The following is a 23,489-nucleotide window of genomic DNA, read 5'->3' as shown; positions in this document are numbered from 1 at the left end:
GACGATGATTCAAATGTTTTTGAGACGGAAAGTCCTGTCTCTGGTGATCTCCATATTCATAGTATTAATTGGATTATTGGCGCTGTTTCGCTTACCGGTTACGCAGTTTCCGGATATTGTGCCGCCTTCGGTTGTCGTGAATGCTACGTATACGGGGGCAAATGCAGAAGTTGCTGCAGAGGCAGTAGCCTTACCGTTAGAACGCGCCATTAACGGTGTGCCGGGAATGACCTACATGACCACCGTTACCAGCAACGATGGTAAAGTGATGATTCAGGTATTCTTTGAAGTTGGTACTGATCCTGATGCTGCGGCAGTAAATGTGCAAAACCGAGTTACAACCATATTAGACGAGCTACCGGAAGAAGTAACACGAGCGGGAGTAACCACGGAAAAAGAAGTGAACAGTATGCTGATGTATCTCAATATCATCAGTACAGACTCTACCATGGACGAACAGTTCATTTACAACTTTACCGATATAAACATTTTGCAGGAATTAAAACGCATCGATGGTGTCGGTAGAGCCGAGATTATGGGTCAAAAGGAGTATTCGATGCGTGTGTGGTTGCATCCCGACAAAATGCTGGCGTATAATGTATCTACCGATGAAGTAATCAATGCACTTCAGCGACAGAACGTTGCTGCAGCTCCAGGAAAAATTGGTGAAGAGTCAGGAAAAGAAAGAACGCAGTTGCAGTATGTTCTTAAATATACCGGAAAGTTCTCCACTCCGGAACAATATGAAGAAATTCCTATTCGCTCACAACCCGATGGTTCGATTTTAAAATTAAGCGATATAGCCAATATCGAGTTCGGCGCACAAAGCTATGGAATGATTTCAAAAACCGATGGAAGTCCTTCGGCCTCCATCATGCTGAAACAAAGACCGGGATCCAATGCTAGTGATGTAATTGAGCTGGTAAAGGAAAAGATGGAGGAACTTAAAAAAACTTCTTTTCCGCCAGGCATGGATTACAATATGGCTTATGATGTTAGCCGATTTCTGGATGCTTCTATCCATGAAGTAATTCGTACGCTTATCGAGGCATTTATTCTAGTGGCTTTGGTTGTATTTATCTTCCTACAGGATTGGCGTTCGACGCTGATTCCTATATTAGCAGTTCCTGTTGCATTGATAGGTTCTTTTGCTTTTATGTCCTTAATGGGATTCTCCATTAACCTGCTTACTTTATTTGCATTGGTACTGGCAATAGGAATCGTAGTGGACAACGCAATCGTAGTGGTGGAAGCTGTTCACGTAAAAATGTCTGAAGGTAAGTTATCTCCACCCGAAGCCACTGCTGCCGCAATGAAAGAAGTTGGAGGAGCTATCATCGCCATTACGATTGTTATGTCGGCAGTATTTATTCCTGTGGCGTTTTTATCGGGTCCTGTGGGTGTGTTTTACCGACAGTTCTCCCTTACATTAGCAGTATCTATTATTATCTCCGGTATTAATGCGGTGTCCTTAACCCCTGTTTTATGTGCTATACTGCTGAAGCCTCATAATAATCACTTAGCACAAGGCGTTCTTGGAAAGTTCTTTGCTGGCTTCAATAAAGCGTTTGATGGACTTACAGTTAAATTCAGTCGTTTTCTAAGAAAATGGGCTCCCAAAAAATCGGTGACTATATTAGCTACAGTACTATTGATTGTTCTCACTGTAGGAATGAACAAGCTCATCTCTTCTGGCTTTATTCCAATGGAAGATCAGGGAATGATATATGTAAGCGTCACCACTCCTCAAGGAGCCACCGTGAGCCGCACAGAGGATATACTCACACAGATTACCGAAATCAGTAAGAAAAATCCCGCAGTTGATAATATAACTACATTGGCCGGCTTCAGCATCGTAACAGAGATAGCTGGTGCTAATTATGGTATGGCGATGATTAATCTGAAACCATGGGGAGAACGCTCGGTATCTGTAAACGATGTTATTGCTGAGCTCAATCAGAATGTACGAAATATTACAGATGCCAAGATTGAAATATTTGCCCCCCCCACTGTTCCTGGTTTTGGTAATACAAGTGGTTTTGAATTACGGCTCAATAACCGTAGTGGTGCATCAATAAGTGAAATAAGTGAAGTTGTGCAGCAATTTGTGGATTCTCTCAACAGCAGCCCGGTGATACAGGGAGCCTTTACCAGTTTTGATGCGAGCTACCCTCAATATCTCATTCACGTAGATTATGACCTAGCTGCAAAAAAAGGAGTTTATGTAGAAAATGCTATGCGCACCTTACAAACCTTTCTCGGAAGCTATTATGCTACCAACTTTATTCGCTTTAAACAGATGTACAAGGTAATGGTGCAGGCCGATCCACAATATCGAAAAAATGTCAATGATATTTTGAGGCTATATGTAAAGAACGAGCATGGAGAAATGGTGCCATTTTCTACTTTCTGCAAAATCGAACCTGTGCTAGGGCCAGACGTACTTACTCGTTATAATATGTATACATCGGCCATGATCAATGGCGAAGCAGCTAAAGGATATAGTAGCGGCGACGCTATAGCAGAAGTAGAGCGCATTTCTCGAAATACTCTTCCCCGTGGTTACAGCATCGAATGGAGTGGAATGACCAGAGAGGAAATTCTGTCCGGAAATCAAACATTATTCATCTATGCTATTGTATTGATTTTCGTATACCTATTACTAGCGGCACAATACGAAAGCTTCTTGTTACCATTTCCAGTATTATTGAGCCTACCACCTGGTATGTTGGGTGCGTTAATGTTTTTGAAGCTAACAGGACTAGATTATAACATTTATGCTCAGGTAGCACTGGTAATGTTGATAGGGCTTCTTAGTAAGAATGCTATTCTGGTGGTGGAATTTGCATTACAGCGTCAAAAAGAAGGTGTTGCAGTACTACAGGCGGCCATCGAAGGAACCAAATCTCGATTAAGACCGATTTTAATGACATCCTTTGCTTTTGTAGCCGGATTGATTCCGTTGTGTATAGCCACGGGCGCTGGGGCTATGGGTAATCGTAGTATCGGTATTGCTGCGGCAGGAGGAATGATTATAGGAACTGTTTTCGGACTGTTAGTGATTCCGGGATTATACTATCTATTTGCTTCCCCAAAAAAATAGAGAGCAACAAATGCTTAGATAAAAATTAACGATTTCAAGAATAAAAGATAGTTGCCTTAAGCCAGAATTTTTTAAAACAAAAACTCGGAAAGAATAAAACATGAAACGTAATGTTTATACATATATTGGAAGTGCCTATTGTATACTGTGGATGGTTACAATGGGGTGTAAAACACCACAAGTAGCCCAAATTCCACAACTGAAGGAGATTCCTTCTCATGAAACTCAAACTACTACACAGGATATTCCTGACTTAACATTAAAACAATTTTTTAAAGATGATTATTTAATACAACTATTGAAGAAAGCACAAAAAAACAATCCAGACATTCATATTCTCCAACAAAATGTTTGGATTGCGAGTACAGTACTACAACAAAGTAGAAAAGCATTCTTTCCTATTTTAAGTATAGATGCCCTAACTTCTGGAACTAAATATGGTAAGTATACCATGGAAGGTGTAGGAAATTTTGATACAAACCTATCTGATAATATCGAAGAAGATCAGAAAATTAAAACTAATCCTACGCCCAACCATTGGCTGGGTTTAAAAACAAGTTGGGAAATTGACTTGTGGGGTAGATTGAAACAACTGAAAGAATCGGCTCAAATGCAATATTTTTCTACAAAAGAAGGGCTACGGCTGATGCAAAATGAAATTCTGGGACAAGTTGCCGATTTATACTTTGATTTGATTGCACTCGATAATAAAGAAAAGATTTTGCAAAGAAACGTTACTCTGCAAAACGAAATTCTGAACATTATTAAAATACAACGTGAGGTGGGTAAGGTTACCGAGTTGCCGGTAAAGCAGTTTCAGGCTAGCGTTGTGAATAGTGAGGCCCATCTTGAAGAAGTACGCGCTGAAAAAATCAGAACAGAGAGAGCGCTGCTGAGTCTAATAGGTGAGTACGAAGGAGATATATTATTCGACACTACATTTAAAAATATTTCTCATGAATGGCTTACGCATTTGAGACATCTGGAAGATTTGATTCACAAGCGTCCTGATGTACAGCAAGCATATTATCAGTTGCAAGCCAGTCATGCAGACGCCAAAGCAGCCCGTTCAGCTATGTTTCCTCGACTAGAATTAGGCGGCTACTGGGGGCTAAACTCTTTTTCTGCAGCTACCTTTATTAATCCGGCATCAATGGCTTGGCAATTATTAGGAAACATAACAATGCCTGTTTTTCAACAAAAACAATTAGCAAGCCAGTTTGCTATTCGCAATTACGAACAACAGATAGCATTCTATAAATATCAGCAAGCTGTTACGCGTTCTTACAATGAATTACAATCAATTATTGGCCAAGCTCGACAATATGAAAAAATTTTGGCATTAAAACAACAAGAAAGTCTTTATCTTGATTCGGCCATTCATATTTCAAACGATTTATATACCACGGGGTTTGCAAATTATCTTGAGTTGTTAACATCTCAAAAAAATAAACTGGATGCAGATTTACTTTTAGTGGATTATCAGCTACAGCAAGCAAAGCTATATGTATTATTATTTAAAGCTCTGGGAGGGCTAATGCTGCGCGATGAAGAGGATAAACTGTCATAGGCTATTAGCGCTTTTTTTTAATAAAAACGATAAATTTAGCCTTTACTTTAAGCATATGCACATGAGATACTTCCCCCTAATCGCCTTTTTGTGGCTGATGGCTGCAGGTTGCGCCTCTTCGGGCAAAACAAAAAATAAAGAAGCATCTATTGCGGTTCAACATTCATCAGCCATACCTTCGGCACCTAGAGAGTTTCGTGCCGCCTGGGTAGCTACGGTAGCGAATATCAACTGGCCGAGTAAGCCCGGACTCTCTACTGCACAGCAGCAGCAGGAAGCTATTGCGTTGCTTGATTTTCTTAAGGCCAATCATTTTAATGCTGTGATTTTTCAAGTAAGACCGCAGGCCGATGCCTTGTATAAAAGCTCGTTAGAGCCGTGGTCCTACTACCTCACCGGAGAGCAGGGAAAAGCTCCCGATCCGTATTACGATCCGCTGGAGTTCTGGATTGAAGAAGCGCACAAGCGCGGATTGGAGCTGCATGTATGGCTAAATCCTTATCGAGCCCACCATGTTTCAGGCGGACCAGTAAGTGAGCATTCTATTGTAAAGAAAAAGCCCGAGTTGGTCGTACATCTTAAAGAAGGTTACTGGTGGTTCGATCCTTCATTGAAAGAAACACAAGATCATGGAGTAAACGTGATAATGGATATTGTAAAACGATACGATATTGACGGTGTACATTTTGACGACTATTTTTATCCTTATCCTTCCTATAATAATAACGAAGACTTTCCCGATAGTGTAAGCTGGAAACGTTATCAACAATCAGGCGGCACCCTTTCTCGAGGAGATTGGCGCAGGGAAAGTGTCAACAAATTTATTCAGCGTGTGTACACAGAAATAAAGAAAGAGAAGAAGCATGTAAAATTCGGACTAAGTCCTTTTGGTATCTGGAGACCGGGTTATCCAGAGTCGGTAGAGGGGTTTGATCAATACGATGTTTTATATGCAGATGCCAAATTATGGTGGAATAAAGGATGGGTGGATTACTTCGCTCCCCAACTGTATTGGCCTATTACACGGTATGGACAAAGTTATCCCGTATTATTGGGATGGTGGGCACGTGAAAATACGATGAAAAGACACTTGTGGCCAGGCATTAGTGTAGGAAGAGATACCAGCGTACGTAACACAACAGAGGTGTTAAATCAGATTATGATTGCTCGCGGCATGTTGCCTAAAAGTAGCGGTGTGATTCATTGGAGTATTTCTTCTGTTACCAGAAACCCCGGTTTAACAAAAGCCTTGAAGGAAGGTCCGTACCAAAAACAAGCTTTAATTCCTGCCAGTCCTTGGCTTGATAATCAGCCCCCGTTAGCACCTTCCGTTACGTTAAGTAAAACAGCAGACAGTGTGACCGCTTCTTGGACGCACAGTGATCCTAATGACGTTTTTCTTTGGGTTGTATATTGCAAGTATGGAAGTAAATGGGAGTATCAGATTCTTAGTAAGATAAATAATACAGTAACATTATCTGCTGTAAAAGATGGACAAACACTTAATGGCGTTGCTGTTTCGGCAGTAGATCGCTGTGGCAATGAAAGTGAAAAGCATGAAGTATTCCCCAATGTTGTACGAATTATGCCACGAAGTAGCCATGCCAGCACTCCAAAACCCTATAAAAAGCACCAGCCTGTGCGTATTACTGTTCATCACGAGGGAGGTAAAGTATTGGCCGATACGGCTGATGCAACCATTAGATTGAAAAATGTTCAGACGTGGTGTATGGGGCCCGATCGCAACTGGGCGGATATTCCATATCACTATTTAATTGCTCCTGATGGCACTGTATACGAAGGGCGCGATCCGTTAACTGTTGGAGAAACGAACACAGAATATGACCCTACCGGTCATCTGCTCATTTGTTTTCTGGGAAATTATGAACGTCAGGAGCTAACGCCGCATTTAGTGGATGTTCTTACTAATTTAATTGTGCATTTCTGCATAAAATACAACATCAGTCCCGATAATATTGCCACTCACCGTGACTATAGTAAGATTACAAATTGTCCTGGGAAAAACATTTACCCATATTTTCAAAATGGAACGATTGTGAACCGAGTGAAACAACTTTTACAAAGAGCATGACAAATGCAGATAATAAAAAGCGAGCCGTTAAAGCTCGCTTTTTATTTGAATAAGCTGCGACATTATCCTATAACAGGAGTATCCAGTGCTGCCAGTGATTTTTGAATGTCTTCGTCTGTAAGTTCATGACGTACAATTTTACCTTCGAAATAATCCTGATAGGCTTTCATATCAAAATTACCATGTCCGCAAAGGTTGAATAAAATGGTTTCGCTTTTGCCTTCGCGTTTGCAGCGCTCCGCTTCTCGGATAACTGTGGCGATACCATGTGTAGCTTCAGGAGCAGGAATGATACCTTCGGCTTTAGCAAATTTGATACCGGCTTCAAAAACCTCAACGTTATCGTGTGCCTGAGCCTCGATCAATCCATCTTTCAGTAACTGACTTACGATGGCTCCTGCTCCATGATAACGCAATCCCCCTGCATGAATAGGCGCCGGCACAAAATTGTGGCCTAACGTATACATAGGTAATAAAGGAGTCATGCCTACAGTATCGCCAAAATCATAACGGAATACACCACGCGTAAGTTTCGGACAAGAAGTGGGTTCGCTAGCGATACAACGAATTTTTTTGCCTTCATCAAAATTGAGACGTAGGAACGGGAAAGAAAGGCCCGCAAAATTGGAGCCTCCCCCGAAGGGTGCAATCACCACGTCTGGTAAATCTCCTGCTTTCTCCAGTTGTTTATAGGCTTCTAGTCCGATAATGGTTTGATGCAGCAATACATGGTTCAATACGCTTCCCAATGCATATTTGGTGTCTTCGCGCTGGGCCGCCATTTCTACTGCTTCAGAAATTGCAATGCCTAAAGAGCCGGGACTGTTAGGGTCTTCTGCCAAAATCTTTCTGCCCGCTTCGGTAAACTCAGAAGGAGAGGGAATTACTTTAGCGCCCCAAGTATTCATCATTACTTTTCGATAAGGCTTGTGTTCGTAAGAAAGCTTTACCATATACACTTCACACTCTAGGCCGAAAATATTGCAGGCAAAGCTCAAAGCACTACCCCACTGGCCGGCCCCCGTTTCGGTGGTAATGCGCTTTACGCCTTCTTTCATATTGTAATAAGCCTGTGGTACGGCCGTATTGGGCTTGTGTGACCCTGCAGGACTTACTCCTTCGTATTTATAATAAATTTTTGCAGGAGTATCTAAAGCTTTTTCCAGTTCATATGCACGGAATAAGGGAGTAGGTCTCCAGATGCTATATATATTGCGAACTTCTTCCGGAATGGAAATCCATTTTTCAGTGGAAACTTCCTGCTGAATTAGCTCTTGTGGAAAAAGCGGCGCCAGTGCTTCAGGACCGATAGGCTCTTTTGTACCGGGATGAAGAGGAGGTAAAGGCTTGTTGGGCATGTCGGCCACAATGTTGTACCAGTGTTCCGGAATCTCCTGTTCCGAAAGTGTAATTTTTCTTGTTTTCATATGAAATAATCGTTATTTACTATTTCTATCAAATATATTTGATTATACTCAAATAGTGAGTATGGATACCAGATTTATGTTAGAACAACAATATCAAGGAGGGTATAGATATTATTCGTGTAACTAGCGGCTTTATTATAAATTCGCAGCATATCTTAGCATCATGTTTTTACAGCAACCCGTTTATATCAATGCGGCCTATGCCGTGTCACCTCAGGTTTCGTTTGAGCAAATGCTGCAGGAACCCGTTCGTTATAATGGTGATCGGTTAGCGTGTGTGGAGCCTGATTATACAAAATATGTAGACGCGAAATTGATTCGCCGCATGAGCCGTATTATCAAAATGGGCGTTGCGGCTGCATCAGAAGCATTGCAGCAAGCCGAAATTAAAGAACCCGATGCCATTATTACCGGTACTGCTTACGGTTGCTTAGCCGATACGGAGCAGTTTCTTTCTCGAATGGTCGAGTTCAAAGAAACCTTATTATCACCCACAGCTTTTATTCAATCTACGCATAACACTGTGGCAGCACAAATTGCACTGATGCTACAATGCCACAGCTACAACAATACTTATGTGCATCGTGGCGCCTCTTTCGAATCGGCATTGACTGATGCGCGCTCTTTATTGGAAGAAGGCGATGCAAAGTATGTGCTGGTAGGTGCTGCAGATGAAATCATTGATAAAAGCCACGCTATTTTAAAGCGTTTTGGGTTGTACAAAACTTCGGGTGATAATCTCTCCCTCATAGGCAGCGGTACTAAAGGAACCATGGCAGGAGAAGGGGCTGCATTTTTCGTATTAAGTACAGATAAACAGAAAGGAAAAGCAGTAGCGCTTTCCGCATTTGAAAATTTGTATAAACCCCAAAGAGATGCTGCGGACATTATTAGTAATTTTTTAGTTCAGCGTGAGTTAGCACCTTCGGCAATTGATCTGGTGATTATGGGTAATAACGGCGATGAAAGAGAAGATCGGCATTATGAAGCCATACAGCAGCAATTGTTTTCGGATCATACAGTTATAACGTATAAACAGTTTTGCGGAGAATATCCTACAGCTGCGGCTTTTGCAGTGTGGATGGCTTATTGTATTATAAACAGAGGTGTTTATCAAAATAAGCCCGTAAAACGTGTGCTGATTTATAATAACTACATGCAGCATTATCCGGTGTTGTATCTTTTATCTGCATGCTGAATTTCAGAAATACAACAGTTGCATTTGCAGTAGTACTAATATTGCTTATCACCACAAATGTTGGTTGGGGATGGTATTTATTGCTGTTGGTAGTATATCTCTCTATTCTTTTTTACGGCAGCTATTCGATTCACTCGCAGTTTTTCGTAAAAACCATCTGCAGCGGTAGTACAAACGAAAAAAAAATTGCCATTACCTTCGACGACGGTCCGCAACAACAGTTTACCCCACAGATTCTAGAGCTACTCCGAAAGTACAATGTGAAAGCCACATTTTTTTGTATTGGTAAAAATGCTGCATCTCATCCGCTATTATTAAAGCAGATATATGAACAAGGCCATCATATCGGCTCGCATAGTTATGCGCACGGATTTTGGTTTGATTTGCTTACTGCTCGGCAAATGCAGGCCGACTTGCAGCAGGCACACGAACTTTTCCAAAAAGAGTTGAGCGTAAATATAAAATGGTTTCGTCCACCGTACGGTGTTACCACACCTCCTATGAAAAAAGCATTGCAGCAAATGAATTATACGGCGATAGGGTGGAGCGCAAGAAGTCTGGACACGATGATTCAAGATGAAGAAAGGTTGTTTTTAAGATTAAAACGATTTTTAAAACCGGGAGCCATATTTTTGTTTCACGACTGCAGTGCTATAACAGTACAGGTATTACCACGTTTTTTGGAGTATGTGCAAGAACAGGGATTTGAAGTAGTACCATTGTTTAATCTCATAAATTTGCCGCCTTATGCTGATTGAAAATTTATACACGCTGGATAGTTATACTCACGAAGGCAATAAAATTATCGCCATCATTACTATTAATGCCATACATAAAATATTTGCCGGTCATTTTCCCGGCCAGCCGGTACTTCCGGGCGTGTGTCAGCTACAGATTGTAAAAGAAATGCTGGAACGAGGTGTAGGCAAACCGTTATTGCTATCTGAAGCCGGCGTGTGTAAATTTTTGCGGATGATTGATCCTGAAAAAACCAATCTACTTACGGTGACAATAGACTACAATGCCAGCGCAGCTGACATCGGTTGTAATGCTGTTATCAGCAGTGGGGAGGTGGTTTATCTAAAAATGAACGGCAACTTTAAAGTACTTTCCTTATCCTGAAGGTCTTCACAGTAAAGACATTATCTTTTGATGCCGCCAATCAGGTGTGCTACCATGTTCTCTTCTATCTCTTTTGCAGAATGACTTTTTGCACTACGATGCCAGAATTCCAATCCTCTTACAGCAGACAGAATATTCAATACTACTACATAAGGCATTATAGGCTTTAATTCTCCTTTATCAATGCCCTCCTGCACGATCGCTTCCATACGTTTTACATACTCTCTTCTTGCTTGTGCAAACAGATTAAGTTTGTCCTTTTCGAGATGCATCCATTCGTTCACCATTACGGAGTACTCTTCGAAATGATGAATCATCATGTTGGTGTGGAAGCGTATTAAAGATTCGATCTTTTGCAGCGAAGTGCTATTGTTTTTGTCGATATTGATTAGATGGTTTTTGCACAGTTCTGCTACGCCGGTGATGATCTCTTCCAAGATTTGAGCCTTGGACTGAATATGGTTGTACAGGCTGGCTGCTTCAATGCCGATTTTCTCTGCCAGATCGCGCATGGAGCTGGCAGCAAAACCTCGTTCTCGAAACATTGTTGCCGCCGTTTTAAGAATGAGTTCCTTTTTTGCAGACCTTTTGCGATCAACGGTATCCATAGGCCAAAACTAACTTTTTTATACCAATGAAGTCAATGAAATTATTACAAATGCACCATGGCTTTAATAACGCCTGTTTCTGGGCGTAACCAAGATTCAAAATGCTCCTTCACTTCGTCGAAGGTTACAGTATGTGTTATATAATTTTTCGGATTAATTTTTCCTGCTTTCAGGTTTGCAATTACAAATTTAAAATCTTCTTTGGTAGCGTTGCGGCTGCTCATGAGCGTAGTTTCTCTTTTATGAAATTCTGGATGACTAAAAGAAAAAGCTTCTTTTTGTAAACCGATCAGCACATAATTACCTCCGTGGGCTAGATAATGAATGCCGTTATTAATGGCTTTGAGGTTGCCTGTTGCATCAATAACTGTAGTAGGCATATCATTGTTAGTGAGTGCTTTTATTTGTTCCAATGCATTATTGTCCGTTGCATTGATCGTAGCATGTACACCAAGCTGCTCTTTACAGAACTTCAGTCGGGTTTCATTAATATCTAATGCAATCACTTTTGCGCCGGATACGGCAGCTAACTCCATCGTTCCGATACCTATGGGTCCCGCACCGATTACGAGAACAAAATCTTCGGGTTGTAAACCCGCTCTTCTCACCCCATGTGCACCAATAGCAAGTGGTTCTACCAGGGCTAACTCATCATAATTTAAACCTTCGCCGTGGATGAGATATTGGGTTGGGACTGATATGTATTCTTTCATACCGCCGTCGATATGCACACCAAAAACGTTGATTTGTGCACAACAGTTGGGTTTACCGCGACGACAGGCAATACAGCTACCACAACTAAAATAGGGCATAATCGTAACAGCGTCTCCTATTTTGAATGCTGTATCATCACACGCCACGATTTCTCCAGAAAGCTCGTGGCCTAAAATGCGTGGGTAGCTGAAAAAAGGCTGAGTACCTTCGTAGGCGTGCAAATCGGTACCGCAAATACCTACACGTTTTATTTTGATGATTGCATGATTTTTTATGGGTTCCGGTTCTGGAATTTGTGCGTATTCAAATTGTCGAGGAGCGGAGCAGATTAATGTTTTCATTTTTGTCTTTTGCGCAATATTTTTATAAGGAATTATAAATAAGGATAATCTTCATCGATCAGGCCATCTTCTTTCATTCTGTTCCAGAAATCTCTCGGAATTTCAATATTAGCCATAGCGATGTTTTGTCTTACCCGATCGGGATTACTACTGTTCAACGCAATACTTTTTATTCCCGGTACATGAAGGGCAAAGTAAATAGCTGCTGCTGCTGGTTCGACATTGTAGGCTTTACACAGTGTAAAGAACCGATCGCGCCAGTCGTAATACTTTTTATGTTCAGGAAGATCTTTATTCAGCTGTACATAATTGAAATAATCACTGCCCATCAGAAATCCGCCGTGAAAAACTGCGGAATTGATAATCGTAATACCTTGTTGATGCAGCCAGGCTATAAAATCTATCAATTCTTTTGGATGGCTATAAATTGTATAGCTATTGGCTATCATTACCCAATCCAGCTGAATATCTTTTGATATCAACTGTATGGCTTTCCAGTCTTTGGCACCAATGCCTACACCTGTTACCATTCCCTTATTTTTCAATTCGACCAAGGCCTGATAAGCTTCAATGATATCATTGTATCGTTTTTTATAATCGTTTTCGTCCTTAGCTGCTGCGAGGTATTCATCCGGGTCATGTACCGAAACTATTTGTGCCCTATAATCACCCAATAGTTCATTCCCCTCTTCAAAACAGCGTAAAATGCCTTTGTAACTGATGTTTTGTTCCGCGTCATGGGTGAGATTGTGCCAGATACCTCGTTCAAACATAGGTTCGGGTGTGGTTAGAGGTTTTCTTACCCAAGCTAGTTTATTGCTGATAAGTACTTTGTTTTTCTCAACCGCTAGCTCTTTTAAGCATTTGCCCAGTGATTCCAGAGCCAAACCGGCGCCATATTTACCGGCACAATCAAACATGGGTGTCCCCTCACAAGCTTCTATATAAGCAGCCACAATGGCCTTTTTTGCATCATGTGGTAGTTCTCTGTAAAGATTGCCCAGTAGACTGGTTCCGGATATCACCTTAGGTATATCGATATTCATATAACTACGTGCTCAGATTTTGTAAGTTGAGAGATTCCCACAAAGATAATTGTCTGAGAATGTTAAGACCGTATGAAATTGGGAATATTCGTATAATTATGCAGAATGCAAATTAAATTGCAATAACCATCGAAAGAATCGGTACACTGTTTGCCTTAAGAGTAATAGGGTGATATTTATTTCGATTATCAAAATTTGAAATATGAAAAAGATTGCATTGCTACTAGTCCTTCCTTGTTTGCTGTTGTCATGGACTGGATTACAGGCTCAGCAGTTTGAGCTATTTGAAAAACATTCTTTTGTTCAGGGAAGCGACACCTTACCTTATCGTGTGTTGTTACCTGAAAATTACGATGCCAGCAAGAAATATCCGCTGGTGCTGTTTTTACACGGGGCGGGAGAACGTGGTAGTGATAATGAGAAACAACTCACTCATGGAGCAGCATTATTTCTCCAAAAAGAAAATCGTAGCCAATTTCCGGCCATCGTTGTATTTCCGCAATGTAGTAGAGCGTCCTTCTGGAGTAATGTAAAAATAAGCAGTGATGAAAACGGCCGTCGCTTTGACTTTGAGGATGGTGGAACGCCTACAGTAGCTATGAAACTTGTAATGGGATTGCTAGAGCAGTTAATGGTGCAGTATCCTATTCAAAAAAAGCAGGTATATGTAATGGGATTAAGTATGGGAGGTATGGGAACCTTTGAACTGGTAAACAGAAAACCCGATTTGTTTGCTGCTGCAGTACCTATCTGTGGCGGTGCTAATCCTATTATTGCTAAAAATTTAAAATCGGTAAAATGGTGGGTGTTTCACGGAGCAAAAGATGATGTTGTACCACCGAAATACTCTGAAGCAATGGTGACTGCTATGAAGAGCCAAAAAGTAGATGTTAAGTTTACGTTATATCCGGAAACTAATCACAATAGCTGGGATGCCACATTTGCCGAACCCGAGCTACTTCCATGGCTTTTCAGCTGTAAAAGAAAATAACGAACCAACACTCCTAAAATTTGTTATATGGGTAAGAAATGCCCTATGAAAAAAGACGCTTATGTTGATGGTTTGATGCGTTTTTTTAAGTAAATTTGGTAGGGCCTGACTCCGATATATGCCTGCATTATCATATATCGGTTTTTGTGATAAACCATCCTTATTTCTTGTTTGCTGAGTAAGTTATTTTGTTTATCGTGTAAAGATTTATTGAATGAAGAAGAAGTATACAGTATTGGGATTAGCGATTGTATTAGGACTGGCAGCTGCGGCTGTTGCTAAAGAGGTTTGTGAAAGACGCAGACGTAGGGCGTTTGAAAGACTTTCTGCAGCTTCAGAAGAAGGATATGAGCTTGCTCATGATATTATCTTTCCCGATAAGTATCCTTCAAAGCGTAATAAAAAATTGCGCTACGGACCGGTTTTTTAATTGGTGAATGTTTATTAAAATCCATTATACCCTAATCTGAAACAGATATATTCCCCGATTGCAGCCGTTTACGAAAATTTATTGTTGTATTGCTACGGATTTTCATTGAGAAAGAATGAGCTATGGTTTATAGCTGGGGCACTGGTATAGCGAGCAATGTGCAAACGAGGTGCATTATTAAACCGAGGGGTTCTTATTTTTGATTATGCGTACGCTCCTGCAGCAGCTGCTCCGAAAACCCATTCTCTGGCTTTCCGAAAAGTTCTCTTCTCGGCCGGATAAAGACAGGATTTATCATGCACTTTCAAAGCTGTATAACGATATTATTGAAGATCCAGGCAAGAAAGGACCTTTTATTCCAATAGACCCGTTTAGAGACCGCTTTATTATTTTTTCAGATCAGCATAAAGGTAATAGAAATGGTGCAGACGATTTTGTAGCATCCGAAAAAAGCTACATGGCAGCTTTGGAGTATTATGAGCAAAAAAAGTTTTGTTTTATAGCACTGGGAGATAGTGAAGAACTTTGGGAAAACCTTTTCTGGCAAGTAAAGAAAGCATATGCCAATACTTTTGAAGCCGAAAGAAGGTTTTTAGAACGTAAAGCATTCATTAAGATCTTCGGAAATCATGATTTGTATTGGGCGAACGATCCTTTGGCTTCCTTAGAATTGAGAACGATTTATGGTAGTGAAGTGCCCATATATGAAGGGGCCGTTTTGCAGATGGAGGTGAAGGGAAAGCCTCTGCATATATTTTGTACGCATGGGCACCAGGGCGATTCCAATAGCGACGGTAGCTGGTTTGCCAAGTTTTTTATAGCCCGCATCTGGGCTCCGCTACAGGCATTTTTGCGGATTAATCCCAATGAGCCATCGAACGATGCGTATAAAAAAACGATTCACAATGAAATTATGTATCAATGGAGCGCTACGCAACAGAATATGATACTCATTACGGGACATACCCATCAACCCGTTTTTGAATCGTTAACGCATCTGGAGCGCCTCCATCGGAAAATGAAGTTTGCCGAATCGCAACAGGACGAGGATGCGCTTGCCAAAATCAATGATGAAATAAAGAAGTATGAGAGGCGGTTTGATACGCTTGATGAAGATTACACTAAAATTGTACCCACCTATTTTAATACAGGCTGTTGTTGTTATTCGGATGGTGATATAACGGGAATAGAACTGGAAGAAGGTTATATCCGCTTGATAAAATGGCAAAACAAAGCAGAACCTCCTTCACGCATCATCCTTGAAGAACGACTGTTGGCCGATCTTATCCAGTAACCAGCATTAAGCTGTGCTGTTTGCCGTGATATTGGTTGTATAATAGAAAGTTTTTAATGGGAATATCGGTCCCTTTTCTTTTGTAAAAATGAGTAGGAAGGGGTTGTTGTGTTTGCAGCATGTGACAAGCCAGCCACAAACCGTATGCTATAGCTGTGGGGTACTCTCCTACAATGTGTTTAAATCGAATAATAGGGATGGAAGTGTCTAATATTGCTTCGCAATGTTCATAAAACGGTAACGCGCGAACATCTCCGTTTTCACCGCTGATAAAAATAGTTTCATTTAGGGCTACATCATGCTGTTTCAAAAAATCAGCCACGCGCTGTTGTACATATGTAGCATCAGTAGCATGAAAAAACTCTATGGCGGATACTCGTGCCACCGCATTGTGGGGCACACCGCTCACCATAAACATGGAGGCTCCTTCTCCGGCAATGGTAGCGGGCAATTGGGCCATGTACAAGTTTTCATTGGTAAGTCTGGTATCATACCACCCTCCCAGCGTTTCAATGTTATAATTATAAGATGAAATTTCATCTACGCCCCCCAGCAAATAAGATGTTTGAGGATTGTCTTTTATCAGCATAAACGCATCTAGCAATGCATTCTCAAAGGACAATCCGTTATGCACATGAGTAGCATTATAGTTTTGATTTTTGGTAATCAAGCTCAATTGTCCAGCAATGGCATTGGGCGTACCTTGTACAAAGCTACCTGGAGTTAGCAGCCCTTCTTCGAAATCTATTATCTGATTTAAAAATTTAATGCAGTCTTCCATGCCGCCATTGGCGGTTCCTATGATAATGCCATTGGGTTTATTATCTTTTATCAGCGGCAGCCCGGCGCCAATACCAATCCTTACCGATTTGCTCATGCGGCGCACCATGCCCGGCGGTACACCTTGCAATACGGGTTCTTGGGCAAGATATTTACCATCTTGCGACGGTACAATATGTTCCAGATTGACGTTTTCGTCTTTTTGTTGTGGCGATATGCAGGTATATTGATGAATATACATGTACTGTTTACAATTTTGAAAATATCAAGGATGTACAATTGCCGCCAAATCCAAAAGAATTAGACATTACGTGCCGCAAGGGTTGCTTTTGATATTCTCTGTTAGGAACCAATCGGGTAGTAGGTATAGGCTCTTCAAAATTTAAGGAAGGATATACTTCTTGATGATATAGGCTCAACACACTATACACTGCTTCCACAGCTCCGGCCGCTCCGAGGGTATGTCCAGTGAAAGACTTAGTGCTAGCAAATGCAGGAGGCTTTTCGAAAAGCCTTATCATTGCCACACTTTCCGTTTCGTCGTTGTTTTCTGTAGCCGTTCCGTGGGCATTGATAAAGTCAATATCAGCAGGTTTAAGTCCTGCAGTAATTAGCGCTCTCTGCATGCTAAGATAGGGGCCGTCTCCTGTATCGGATGTAGAGGAGGGGTGAAAAGCATCATTACTGTTGCCGTAGCCTTTTATTTCGGCATAAGCCTTTTTATGCTTTGCGGCTTCTTCTTTTTCTAAAACAAGAAAAGCAGCAGCTTCTCCTAGGTTTAAACCCTTTCGATGCGCATCGAAGGGGCGGCAGGGAGCATCCGATAATATCATTAAAGCATTAAATCCGTTGATAGTGAATTTAGATAAGCTGTCTACACCTCCTACAATGGCCCTTTCGGCAAAACCATGCTGAATCAAGCGGGCTCCGTACATAATAGCATTGGCCGAAGAGGAGCAGGCTGTATTAAACGTATTGATGACCCCGCCAATAGCATAGTATTGTTGTAATAGCGTGGTGTTAGCGCTGTTAGAGTAGGCGTGTATATATGCCGAACCTTTACCATCTTTCCGATTGGCATCTTCGTACATAATATCCGTTAGACACATACCGCCCACCGTACAGGCATTTACAAGTGCCGTACTTTTTTCTTGCAGTAAGTCTTCGGAGAGGGCGGCATCGGCAATGGCTTGTTGTAAGGCATATAAGGCCAGTAAATCGGTTCTCGTAATACCCGGCTGAGAAATATTCAGTTGAGCAGCAAGCTCCTCTGTAGCATGCTTTACTTCTGCCAATGGTAAAATATCCACAAATCGGGACTGCACATAGGTAGCTTTCCCAATACCACTTTGCTTATTGATAAGGGCATGGCGGTTGGCCGCTGCCGAATCGCCGACAGCTGTGATAAGTCCCATTCCTGTAACAACAACCCTGCTCAATGGAAAATTATTTTGTGCGATGCTGCTCAATATAATCGACCATTGTGTTTACGCTGGTAAGAACTTTACGGCCTTCCTTGGGGTCCTGAATATTGATGCCGTATTCTCTTGATAGCATAACAATCAGTTCTATCGAATCGATAGAGTCGAGCCCGAGGCCTTCTCCAAACAAAGGTTCGTCATCTTTAATATCAGCAGGATTTACGGTATTCAGATTTAAAAACTTGACAATCTGTTCCTTGACCTGCTGTTTCAGCGCTTCTCTTTCCATATTATTTTTTTATAATGTCAATCCTCAAAAATAACAACTTCACTACAAATCCTTTCAATTATTGATCTAGTAATTTCAATATATATGCCGATTTTCCAAAAAGTTAAAAAGAATGGCTACTTGACAACTATGTGGTAACTTTGCAGCATAATTAAAAGCAATCGAAGTGCGTAAGAAACTTATTTATTATCTGGTATTTTTTTCGGGTCTAACCGTTATTTTTTATGCTATAGTGTCCTGGCTTATACCGGGTTATAACGACAGAAAACTGGAACCCATAAGCATTGTACAACCTTTTAGCTTTACCAATCAGGATGGAAAACCGTTTACCAATAAAGAGGTAGATGGGAAAGTGTACGTGGCTGAGTTTTTCTTTACTACTTGCCCGGGTATATGCCCAATGATGAACGATAATATGAAAAAAGTGTATGCCGAGCTGAAAAACGAACCCGATTTTTTAATTCTTTCCTATACATGTGATCCGGATACCGATACCCCCGAAAGGCTAAAAGTGTACTCTGATTCGCTGAATGTGGATACCCAAAAATGGGTTTTTCTTACAGGCAGGAAAGACAGCTTATACAACATGGCTCGCTTTAGTTATTCAATAGATGATGTAAATAATAATCTGGTAAGCATAGAGGACGACTTCATACATAGTCAGTTTTGGGCCTTGGTAAATCGCAAAGGCGAAGTGATTGCTATTTATGATGGCCTAAAACAAAAAGAAGTGAATGCGCTGATAAAAGATGTTCGCAAAGAGCTTACACGAAAGTTATAGCACTTATGAAGAATGATACTGCATCCATATTGAGAGCAAGTAACCTCAGCGTTACACCGGGAAGGCAGAAGATATTGCAGTTATTTCTCGATAGCGATGGGGCACTCGCTCATTCAGATATTGAAAAAGGTACAGGAGAACATTTCGATAGAGTTACCATTTACCGCACCCTACAGGCATTTGTGGAAAAAGGACTCATTCATGTTATTCCTTCTACAGATAATTCAGTGAAATATGCTTTGTGTAGAAACGAATGTACCGAGGGCCATCATCATGACCATCACATACATTTTGTATGCGAACGATGTAATACTACCTATTGTTTAGATAATGTGATAACGCCGCAAGTGCATTTGCCCGAAAGCTATATTCTATCACAAGTGGAAGTTGTTGCTAAAGGTATATGTAAAGATTGTGCTGCAATAAAAAAGCCCTGATGTAGAAACATCAAGACTTCTGATTAATGTTTTGACTGTTTGCAAGCTAGAATATTTTAGAATGACTGCCAAAAATTTTCAGCAGCCTTTTGTTAATTTTTAGAACCACCTCCCAAAAGCGAATATAAGATGGAGGAGCCTATCGATAGTAAAATACTGAATGCCAGTGCCCACCAAAATCCATCTACCTGAGCTCCATTAAAAAAACTTTCTGCTAGCATTACCATTAATGCATTAATTACTAGTAAAAATAACCCCAGCGTAATCATCGTCACCGGAATGGTTAAAATTACTAGAATGGGCTTTACAACAGCATTCAAGAGTGCCAAAACCAGCGCAAAAAGTGCTGCTGTTTTCATGTCTTTGAAATGCACGCCGCTCAAAATACCCTGCAGCAAATATGCTATAACCCCGGTAATCAGCACTTTTAAAATGAAGTTCATTTAACTTAGTTTTAGAGTATAAAGATAAATACTATCGCTGAATGATTTGATATTCATCTTTTCACATTAAAAGAACAAACGTGTGCCCACGTAAACGAGCTCCACATATATATCGAATATAAAATACATTTGCACCGTGCATCGTAAGATTATATATATCATCAATCCGATTTCGGGTACACGTTCAAAACAACGTGTTCAAAACATCATTGCGAAGGAAACGGCAAAGGCAGGCATCGATTTTCAATTTATGCCTTCGGTAGCCAGCGGGGATTATTCTTATATCGAGCAGATAATAATTGAAGAAGGTATTACCGATGTCGTCATTGTAGGAGGAGACGGAACTGTAAGTCAGGTGGTTGATAGTCTGATGCATTTGCCCATTCAGTTTGGTGTCATCCCATGCGGTTCGGGAAACGGATTGGCTTTTAGTGCCGGCATTCCTAAAACGCCACACAAAGCACTGGATGTGATTTTTAATAATCAGGCCCATCGTGTGGATGGCTTCCGGGTGAACAAGCATTTTGCTTGCATGTTATGCGGCATTGGCTTCGATGCACAGGTAGCGCATGATTTTGCAAAAGCCAATCAGCGCGGACTTACAACGTACATAAAAAAAATATTTACCAATTTTTTTTCAGCTAAAGCCTATTCGTTTAAGATTAAGCTTAAGAATAAGAGTTTTTCTACCAGTGCCTATTTTATCAGTATCGCTAACAGTAATCAGTTTGGCAATAATTTTACCATTGCTCCTAAAGCATCGCTCAGCGATGGCTTGCTGGACGTCGTTATCGTTACTGACCAGCCTAAGTTTACGCTGTTGTACAATACGATTAAACAGGTTGGTGGGCTAAATTCTTTACAGGCGAAAGAAAGTATCGATGCCAACAAAGGCGTGATTTATTTTCAGACGGATGAATTAACGATAGAGAATATCGATAATGCGCCGGTGCATATTGATGGTGATCCTGCGGAAACGCAATACAAATTGCATGTGGTTATACAGCCCGATTGTTTTAAATTGCTCGTAGGAAAAAAATCTATATGAAAAAGAATGCAGGTGTAACATTGCCCAACCGTTATCAACAAGGAGTACTCGACGCCGGATGTGATGAGGCGGGTAGGGGCTGCTACGCCGGACCTGTATTTGCAGCTGCAGTTATTTTACCCGAAGATTTTTATCATCCATTGCTAAACGATAGCAAACAAGTATCAGCGAAGGTGCGAGAAACGCTGAAAACTTATATAGAAGAACATGCGCTGTCCTACAGTGTGGCCATGGTAGATGTAGATGAAATTGATAGTATTAATATCCTTAAAGCATCTCAAAAAGCCATGCATCTGGCATTAGACGGACTACATATACGCCCTGAATTTATTTCGGTGGATGGTAATTATTTTATCTCCTATCAAAACATTCCACATCAGTGTATTGTGAAAGGCGATGGCCGCTATGCGCATATAGCAGCAGCCAGTATTTTAGCTAAAACCTATAGAGATGCATATATGTGCCAACTGCACGAGCAATTTCCGCAGTACAACTGGTACGCCAATAAAGGATACGGTACTGCCGAGCACCGAAAAGCCATAGAAGACAACGGGCTCTCCATTCATCATCGCAAAAGTTTTCGTATTACACCATCTCAATTAAGTTTTTTCGAGTAAAATTTCGGACAGCTTTAGGTTTTAGGGTATTTAGGCAAAATATTTGAAGTGGAAAAGATTGTCGTATTTAGTTACCTATTAAAAACACTGTAAGATGAAAGCATTTTTAATGATTGCCTTCTTAGGTTTTGCTACGAGTACGGTGTGGGCTCAGTCTGCAGAGAAATCTTCCTCCGAAGAAACAAAAGCTGAACCTGCTAAAAAGTCGGAAGATCCAGAAAGTCGGCATGAGAAGAAAAAATCGGCCATGCGACGTTTCGGTGAAGCGCAGCGTGATTTTTGGAAGACGGAGCATGAAAAACGTGTAGCCGAAAAAGAAGCAAAAGAAAAAGGTGAGACTGTAAAAAAGAGCGGTCCTCCTAAGCCTCCTAGTCCTTTTAAGAAAAAGAAAAAAGAAAAAGAAGCTGATGAAGAAGACGAATAATTCTTTGAGTATCAGCTAATGCCCGTCCAACGCAGATGGGGAGGCATATACAATGCAACCATACAGATAATTATACCTGTCTATAAGTAGGAAGGATAAAACATTTATTAGTTGATTGGTAAAATTTATCGGTATGAAAAAACTTATAGTAATCGCATCGGTTGTATTGTTTACGCTGATTTATAGTGATGCATTTTCGCAAGTAAGACCTCCCTTGCCGCCTCATCCTCCACATCCGCACAAGGTGATTCACAAACATCATAAAAAGATAGCGAAGGCGCATAAGCATCATATAAAAAGAAAAGTGCATCCTCCACATCCGCACTATTATTCCAACAAGTATTATCGCACCCATCCCCAAAGGGTAGTAGTTATTAATCTACCTCCCATAGTGCTGTAAAAAACTGATGCTGGACAAATTAGGGATAAGGGTTTCTTCTATCAAGTCCCCAGATGAGCTTGGTTTGAATGGTATGCAAGAAATTGTTCTCACTTAAGCGAATCAGATTTACGGAGAACTTTTCTTTTCGTACGGCTAGAGAAACGTTTTTGGAAATAATTTCTTTACGAGAATCCAGCGCACAGATAATTTCGTCCCATCGGCTCTCGATTTCAAAAGAAATAATACTGTTATCGTTCACTACCAGCGAGCGCACATTGAGGTGGTGTGGGGCTACAGGTGTGATGACAAAGTTTTCAGAGTCTGGAAACACAATAGGTCCACCACAACTTAATGAGTAACCTGTAGAGCCCGTAGGCGTAGATACAATGATGCCGTCGGCCCAATATGTATTGAGCAGCTCACCATTGATGTAAGTGTGAATTTTCAGCATTGATGCAGTATCGCGTTTGTGAATGGCAAATTCGTTGAGACCAAAGGGGATATCGCCAAAAATGGGGACATCTGCATCTACATGTATGAGTGTTCTTTTTTCACTGATATAAGTGCGAAGCGCCAGCGCTTTTATAGCAAGGGCCAGATTATCGCGTCCTATGCTAGAGAGGAAGCCCAATCTGCCAAAGTTAATTCCCATTATCGAAATGGGTTTATCCTTAATCAGCGTGATGGTATCTAGTAAAGTACCGTCTCCTCCCAGTCCTATAATAAACTCCACATCACTGTCAAGGTCTTCCGATACGGTAAAAGTAGGTGTGCGGTCGCTCAGGTTCAAAGGCTCTTTTAGTTCTTCATACAGGGGTTTATAAAGCACATACTTGAGTTTGTAATGCCTCAGTTCTTCGAAGAATGTTTTAACATCCTCGTATGTAGAGGGGGCGATGCCTCTGCTGTATACCGCTACTTTCATTCCTTG

Annotated in this window: 24 protein-coding genes; 15 read left to right on the top strand and 9 right to left on the bottom strand. The window is 41.0% G+C overall.

All coding sequences use genetic code 11. The annotated features are described in order from the left end of the window. The first annotated feature begins 4 nt into the window (after positions 1 to 4). The 3 genes from PIECOFPK_RS02240 to PIECOFPK_RS02230 all read left to right on the top strand — a co-directional run bounded on the left by PIECOFPK_RS02240 (position 5) and on the right by PIECOFPK_RS02230 (position 6,765). Positions 5 to 3,103, top strand: coding sequence for an efflux RND transporter permease subunit (locus PIECOFPK_RS02240; protein WP_330974726.1), 3,099 nt, complete (start codon positions 5 to 7; stop codon positions 3,101 to 3,103). A gap of 100 nt (positions 3,104 to 3,203) precedes the next feature. Then, positions 3,204 to 4,673 (top strand): TolC family protein, encoded by a 1,470-nt coding sequence (locus tag PIECOFPK_RS02235; protein ID WP_409966420.1) that lies wholly within the window; start codon positions 3,204 to 3,206, stop codon positions 4,671 to 4,673. A 61-nt stretch (positions 4,674 to 4,734) separates the two neighbouring features. Continuing rightward, entirely contained in the window at positions 4,735 to 6,765 is a 2,031-nt protein-coding gene (locus tag PIECOFPK_RS02230; RefSeq protein ID WP_409966419.1) for a family 10 glycosylhydrolase, read from the top strand. A gap of 62 nt (positions 6,766 to 6,827) precedes the next feature. Here PIECOFPK_RS02230 and PIECOFPK_RS02225 read toward each other — a convergent pair whose 3' ends face one another. Further along, positions 6,828 to 8,192 carry a TrpB-like pyridoxal phosphate-dependent enzyme gene (locus PIECOFPK_RS02225; protein ID WP_330974723.1) on the bottom strand — a complete coding sequence of 455 codons (1,365 nt, stop codon included), beginning with the start codon at positions 8,190 to 8,192 and terminating at the stop codon, positions 6,828 to 6,830. A gap of 163 nt (positions 8,193 to 8,355) precedes the next feature. On the opposite strand from PIECOFPK_RS02225, the gene PIECOFPK_RS02220 reads away from it, so the two are divergent. The 3 genes from PIECOFPK_RS02220 to PIECOFPK_RS02210 are packed head-to-tail and all read left to right on the top strand — an operon-like array spanning position 8,356 to position 10,512. Then, a complete protein-coding gene (locus tag PIECOFPK_RS02220; protein ID WP_409966418.1) occupies positions 8,356 to 9,390 on the top strand; it encodes a beta-ketoacyl synthase N-terminal-like domain-containing protein in 1,035 nt (344 codons plus the stop codon). Beyond that, positions 9,384 to 10,148, top strand: coding sequence for a polysaccharide deacetylase family protein (locus PIECOFPK_RS02215; RefSeq protein WP_409966417.1), 765 nt, complete (start codon positions 9,384 to 9,386; stop codon positions 10,146 to 10,148). The genes PIECOFPK_RS02220 and PIECOFPK_RS02215 overlap by 7 nt, the downstream gene beginning before the upstream one ends. After that, entirely contained in the window at positions 10,138 to 10,512 is a 375-nt protein-coding gene (locus tag PIECOFPK_RS02210; protein ID WP_409966416.1) for a 3-hydroxyacyl-ACP dehydratase, read from the top strand. Before PIECOFPK_RS02215 ends, PIECOFPK_RS02210 begins: the two co-directional genes overlap by 11 nt. A 20-nt stretch (positions 10,513 to 10,532) precedes the next feature. Here the strand turns inward: PIECOFPK_RS02210 and PIECOFPK_RS02205 are convergent, their stop codons facing one another. From PIECOFPK_RS02205 to PIECOFPK_RS02195, 3 genes are read right to left on the bottom strand one after another with little or no spacing between them, the layout of a single operon-like run. Continuing rightward, the gene (locus tag PIECOFPK_RS02205; protein ID WP_330974719.1) at positions 10,533 to 11,120 is read right to left on the bottom strand and encodes a TetR/AcrR family transcriptional regulator; all 588 of its coding nucleotides are present in this window, start codon (positions 11,118 to 11,120) and stop codon (positions 10,533 to 10,535) included. Between the two features lie 44 nt (positions 11,121 to 11,164). After that, positions 11,165 to 12,175 carry a zinc-binding alcohol dehydrogenase family protein gene (locus PIECOFPK_RS02200; protein WP_330974718.1) on the bottom strand — a complete coding sequence of 337 codons (1,011 nt, stop codon included), beginning with the start codon at positions 12,173 to 12,175 and terminating at the stop codon, positions 11,165 to 11,167. Between the two features lie 32 nt (positions 12,176 to 12,207). Next, positions 12,208 to 13,221, bottom strand: coding sequence for an aldo/keto reductase (locus PIECOFPK_RS02195; RefSeq protein WP_330974717.1), 1,014 nt, complete (start codon positions 13,219 to 13,221; stop codon positions 12,208 to 12,210). A gap of 202 nt (positions 13,222 to 13,423) precedes the next feature. Between PIECOFPK_RS02195 and PIECOFPK_RS02190 the strand changes: the two genes are divergently transcribed. The 3 genes from PIECOFPK_RS02190 to PIECOFPK_RS02180 all read left to right on the top strand — a co-directional run bounded on the left by PIECOFPK_RS02190 (position 13,424) and on the right by PIECOFPK_RS02180 (position 15,936). Then, positions 13,424 to 14,212: an alpha/beta hydrolase-fold protein gene (locus PIECOFPK_RS02190; protein WP_409966415.1), complete on the top strand. Its 789-nt coding sequence runs from the start codon at positions 13,424 to 13,426 to the stop codon at positions 14,210 to 14,212. Between the two features lie 214 nt (positions 14,213 to 14,426). After that, complete coding sequence (locus PIECOFPK_RS02185) at positions 14,427 to 14,642, top strand: hypothetical protein (RefSeq protein ID WP_409966414.1); 216 nt, start codon at positions 14,427 to 14,429, stop codon at positions 14,640 to 14,642. 205 nt (positions 14,643 to 14,847) lie between these two features. Then, complete coding sequence (locus tag PIECOFPK_RS02180) at positions 14,848 to 15,936, top strand: metallophosphoesterase (RefSeq protein WP_330974714.1); 1,089 nt, start codon at positions 14,848 to 14,850, stop codon at positions 15,934 to 15,936. On the opposite strand, the gene PIECOFPK_RS02175 is transcribed toward PIECOFPK_RS02180, so the two are convergent. The 3 genes from PIECOFPK_RS02175 to PIECOFPK_RS02165 are packed head-to-tail and all read right to left on the bottom strand — an operon-like array spanning position 15,926 to position 18,426. Beyond that, a complete protein-coding gene (locus tag PIECOFPK_RS02175; protein WP_409966413.1) occupies positions 15,926 to 16,957 on the bottom strand; it encodes a beta-ketoacyl synthase chain length factor in 1,032 nt (343 codons plus the stop codon). The two genes, PIECOFPK_RS02180 and PIECOFPK_RS02175, sit on opposite strands and share 11 nt — an antisense overlap. A gap of 7 nt (positions 16,958 to 16,964) precedes the next feature. Beyond that, positions 16,965 to 18,155: a beta-ketoacyl-[acyl-carrier-protein] synthase family protein gene (locus tag PIECOFPK_RS02170; RefSeq protein ID WP_330974712.1), complete on the bottom strand. Its 1,191-nt coding sequence runs from the start codon at positions 18,153 to 18,155 to the stop codon at positions 16,965 to 16,967. Positions 18,156 to 18,162: 7 nt separating this feature from the next. Continuing rightward, positions 18,163 to 18,426, bottom strand: coding sequence for a phosphopantetheine-binding protein (locus tag PIECOFPK_RS02165; RefSeq protein WP_330974711.1), 264 nt, complete (start codon positions 18,424 to 18,426; stop codon positions 18,163 to 18,165). Between the two features lie 166 nt (positions 18,427 to 18,592). Here PIECOFPK_RS02165 and PIECOFPK_RS02160 point away from each other — a divergent pair, with 166 nt between their 5' ends. Continuing rightward, positions 18,593 to 19,207 (top strand): SCO family protein, encoded by a 615-nt coding sequence (locus PIECOFPK_RS02160; RefSeq protein WP_330974710.1) that lies wholly within the window; start codon positions 18,593 to 18,595, stop codon positions 19,205 to 19,207. Between the two features lie 5 nt (positions 19,208 to 19,212). After that, the gene (locus PIECOFPK_RS02155) at positions 19,213 to 19,644 is read left to right on the top strand and encodes a Fur family transcriptional regulator (RefSeq protein WP_330974709.1); all 432 of its coding nucleotides are present in this window, start codon (positions 19,213 to 19,215) and stop codon (positions 19,642 to 19,644) included. A gap of 92 nt (positions 19,645 to 19,736) precedes the next feature. Here the strand turns inward: PIECOFPK_RS02155 and PIECOFPK_RS02150 are convergent, their stop codons facing one another. Next, positions 19,737 to 20,087 carry a phage holin family protein gene (locus tag PIECOFPK_RS02150; protein ID WP_409966412.1) on the bottom strand — a complete coding sequence of 117 codons (351 nt, stop codon included), beginning with the start codon at positions 20,085 to 20,087 and terminating at the stop codon, positions 19,737 to 19,739. Positions 20,088 to 20,223: 136 nt separating this feature from the next. Here PIECOFPK_RS02150 and PIECOFPK_RS02145 point away from each other — a divergent pair, with 136 nt between their 5' ends. The 4 genes from PIECOFPK_RS02145 (at position 20,224) to PIECOFPK_RS02130 (ending at position 22,576) form a co-directional block, all read left to right on the top strand. Then, positions 20,224 to 21,135 carry a diacylglycerol/lipid kinase family protein gene (locus tag PIECOFPK_RS02145; RefSeq protein ID WP_330974707.1) on the top strand — a complete coding sequence of 304 codons (912 nt, stop codon included), beginning with the start codon at positions 20,224 to 20,226 and terminating at the stop codon, positions 21,133 to 21,135. Continuing rightward, the gene (locus PIECOFPK_RS02140) at positions 21,132 to 21,752 is read left to right on the top strand and encodes a ribonuclease HII (RefSeq protein ID WP_330974706.1); all 621 of its coding nucleotides are present in this window, start codon (positions 21,132 to 21,134) and stop codon (positions 21,750 to 21,752) included. The genes PIECOFPK_RS02145 and PIECOFPK_RS02140 overlap by 4 nt, the downstream gene beginning before the upstream one ends. A 94-nt stretch (positions 21,753 to 21,846) precedes the next feature. Continuing rightward, the gene (locus PIECOFPK_RS02135) at positions 21,847 to 22,176 is read left to right on the top strand and encodes a hypothetical protein (RefSeq protein ID WP_409966411.1); all 330 of its coding nucleotides are present in this window, start codon (positions 21,847 to 21,849) and stop codon (positions 22,174 to 22,176) included. A gap of 133 nt (positions 22,177 to 22,309) precedes the next feature. Next, positions 22,310 to 22,576 carry a hypothetical protein gene (locus PIECOFPK_RS02130; protein ID WP_409966410.1) on the top strand — a complete coding sequence of 89 codons (267 nt, stop codon included), beginning with the start codon at positions 22,310 to 22,312 and terminating at the stop codon, positions 22,574 to 22,576. A gap of 19 nt (positions 22,577 to 22,595) precedes the next feature. On the opposite strand, the gene PIECOFPK_RS02125 is transcribed toward PIECOFPK_RS02130, so the two are convergent. Then, positions 22,596 to 23,483, bottom strand: coding sequence for an NAD kinase (locus PIECOFPK_RS02125; RefSeq protein WP_330974703.1), 888 nt, complete (start codon positions 23,481 to 23,483; stop codon positions 22,596 to 22,598). Between the last annotated feature and the right edge of the window lie 6 nt (positions 23,484 to 23,489).

It is taken from the genome of Chitinophagaceae bacterium C216, assembly GCA_028485475.2.
Classification (GTDB): Bacteria; Bacteroidota; Bacteroidia; order Chitinophagales; family Chitinophagaceae; genus Niabella; species Niabella composti.
This window is presented reverse-complemented; position numbering and strand designations above follow the sequence as displayed.

Bases quoted from the DNA above. Each gene is read 5' to 3' on its own strand.
- PIECOFPK_RS02240 (WP_330974726.1), top strand. From the start codon at position 5: ATGATTCAAATGTTTTTGAGACGGAAAGTCCTGTCTCTGGTGATCTCC.
- PIECOFPK_RS02235 (WP_409966420.1), top strand. From the start codon at position 3,204: ATGAAACGTAATGTTTATACATATATTGGAAGTGCCTATTGTATACTG.
- PIECOFPK_RS02230 (WP_409966419.1), top strand. From the start codon at position 4,735: ATGAGATACTTCCCCCTAATCGCCTTTTTGTGGCTGATGGCTGCAGGT.
- PIECOFPK_RS02225 (WP_330974723.1), bottom strand. From the start codon at position 8,192: ATGAAAACAAGAAAAATTACACTTTCGGAACAGGAGATTCCGGAACAC.
- PIECOFPK_RS02220 (WP_409966418.1), top strand. From the start codon at position 8,356: ATGTTTTTACAGCAACCCGTTTATATCAATGCGGCCTATGCCGTGTCA.
- PIECOFPK_RS02215 (WP_409966417.1), top strand. From the start codon at position 9,384: ATGCTGAATTTCAGAAATACAACAGTTGCATTTGCAGTAGTACTAATA.
- PIECOFPK_RS02210 (WP_409966416.1), top strand. From the start codon at position 10,138: ATGCTGATTGAAAATTTATACACGCTGGATAGTTATACTCACGAAGGC.
- PIECOFPK_RS02205 (WP_330974719.1), bottom strand. From the start codon at position 11,120: ATGGATACCGTTGATCGCAAAAGGTCTGCAAAAAAGGAACTCATTCTT.
- PIECOFPK_RS02200 (WP_330974718.1), bottom strand. From the start codon at position 12,175: ATGAAAACATTAATCTGCTCCGCTCCTCGACAATTTGAATACGCACAA.
- PIECOFPK_RS02195 (WP_330974717.1), bottom strand. From the start codon at position 13,221: ATGAATATCGATATACCTAAGGTGATATCCGGAACCAGTCTACTGGGC.
- PIECOFPK_RS02190 (WP_409966415.1), top strand. From the start codon at position 13,424: ATGAAAAAGATTGCATTGCTACTAGTCCTTCCTTGTTTGCTGTTGTCA.
- PIECOFPK_RS02185 (WP_409966414.1), top strand. From the start codon at position 14,427: ATGAAGAAGAAGTATACAGTATTGGGATTAGCGATTGTATTAGGACTG.
- PIECOFPK_RS02180 (WP_330974714.1), top strand. From the start codon at position 14,848: ATGCGTACGCTCCTGCAGCAGCTGCTCCGAAAACCCATTCTCTGGCTT.
- PIECOFPK_RS02175 (WP_409966413.1), bottom strand. From the start codon at position 16,957: ATGTATATTCATCAATATACCTGCATATCGCCACAACAAAAAGACGAA.
- PIECOFPK_RS02165 (WP_330974711.1), bottom strand. From the start codon at position 18,426: ATGGAAAGAGAAGCGCTGAAACAGCAGGTCAAGGAACAGATTGTCAAG.
- PIECOFPK_RS02155 (WP_330974709.1), top strand. From the start codon at position 19,213: ATGAAGAATGATACTGCATCCATATTGAGAGCAAGTAACCTCAGCGTT.
- PIECOFPK_RS02150 (WP_409966412.1), bottom strand. From the start codon at position 20,087: ATGAACTTCATTTTAAAAGTGCTGATTACCGGGGTTATAGCATATTTG.
- PIECOFPK_RS02140 (WP_330974706.1), top strand. From the start codon at position 21,132: ATGAAAAAGAATGCAGGTGTAACATTGCCCAACCGTTATCAACAAGGA.
- PIECOFPK_RS02135 (WP_409966411.1), top strand. From the start codon at position 21,847: ATGAAAGCATTTTTAATGATTGCCTTCTTAGGTTTTGCTACGAGTACG.
- PIECOFPK_RS02130 (WP_409966410.1), top strand. From the start codon at position 22,310: ATGAAAAAACTTATAGTAATCGCATCGGTTGTATTGTTTACGCTGATT.
- PIECOFPK_RS02125 (WP_330974703.1), bottom strand. From the start codon at position 23,483: ATGAAAGTAGCGGTATACAGCAGAGGCATCGCCCCCTCTACATACGAG.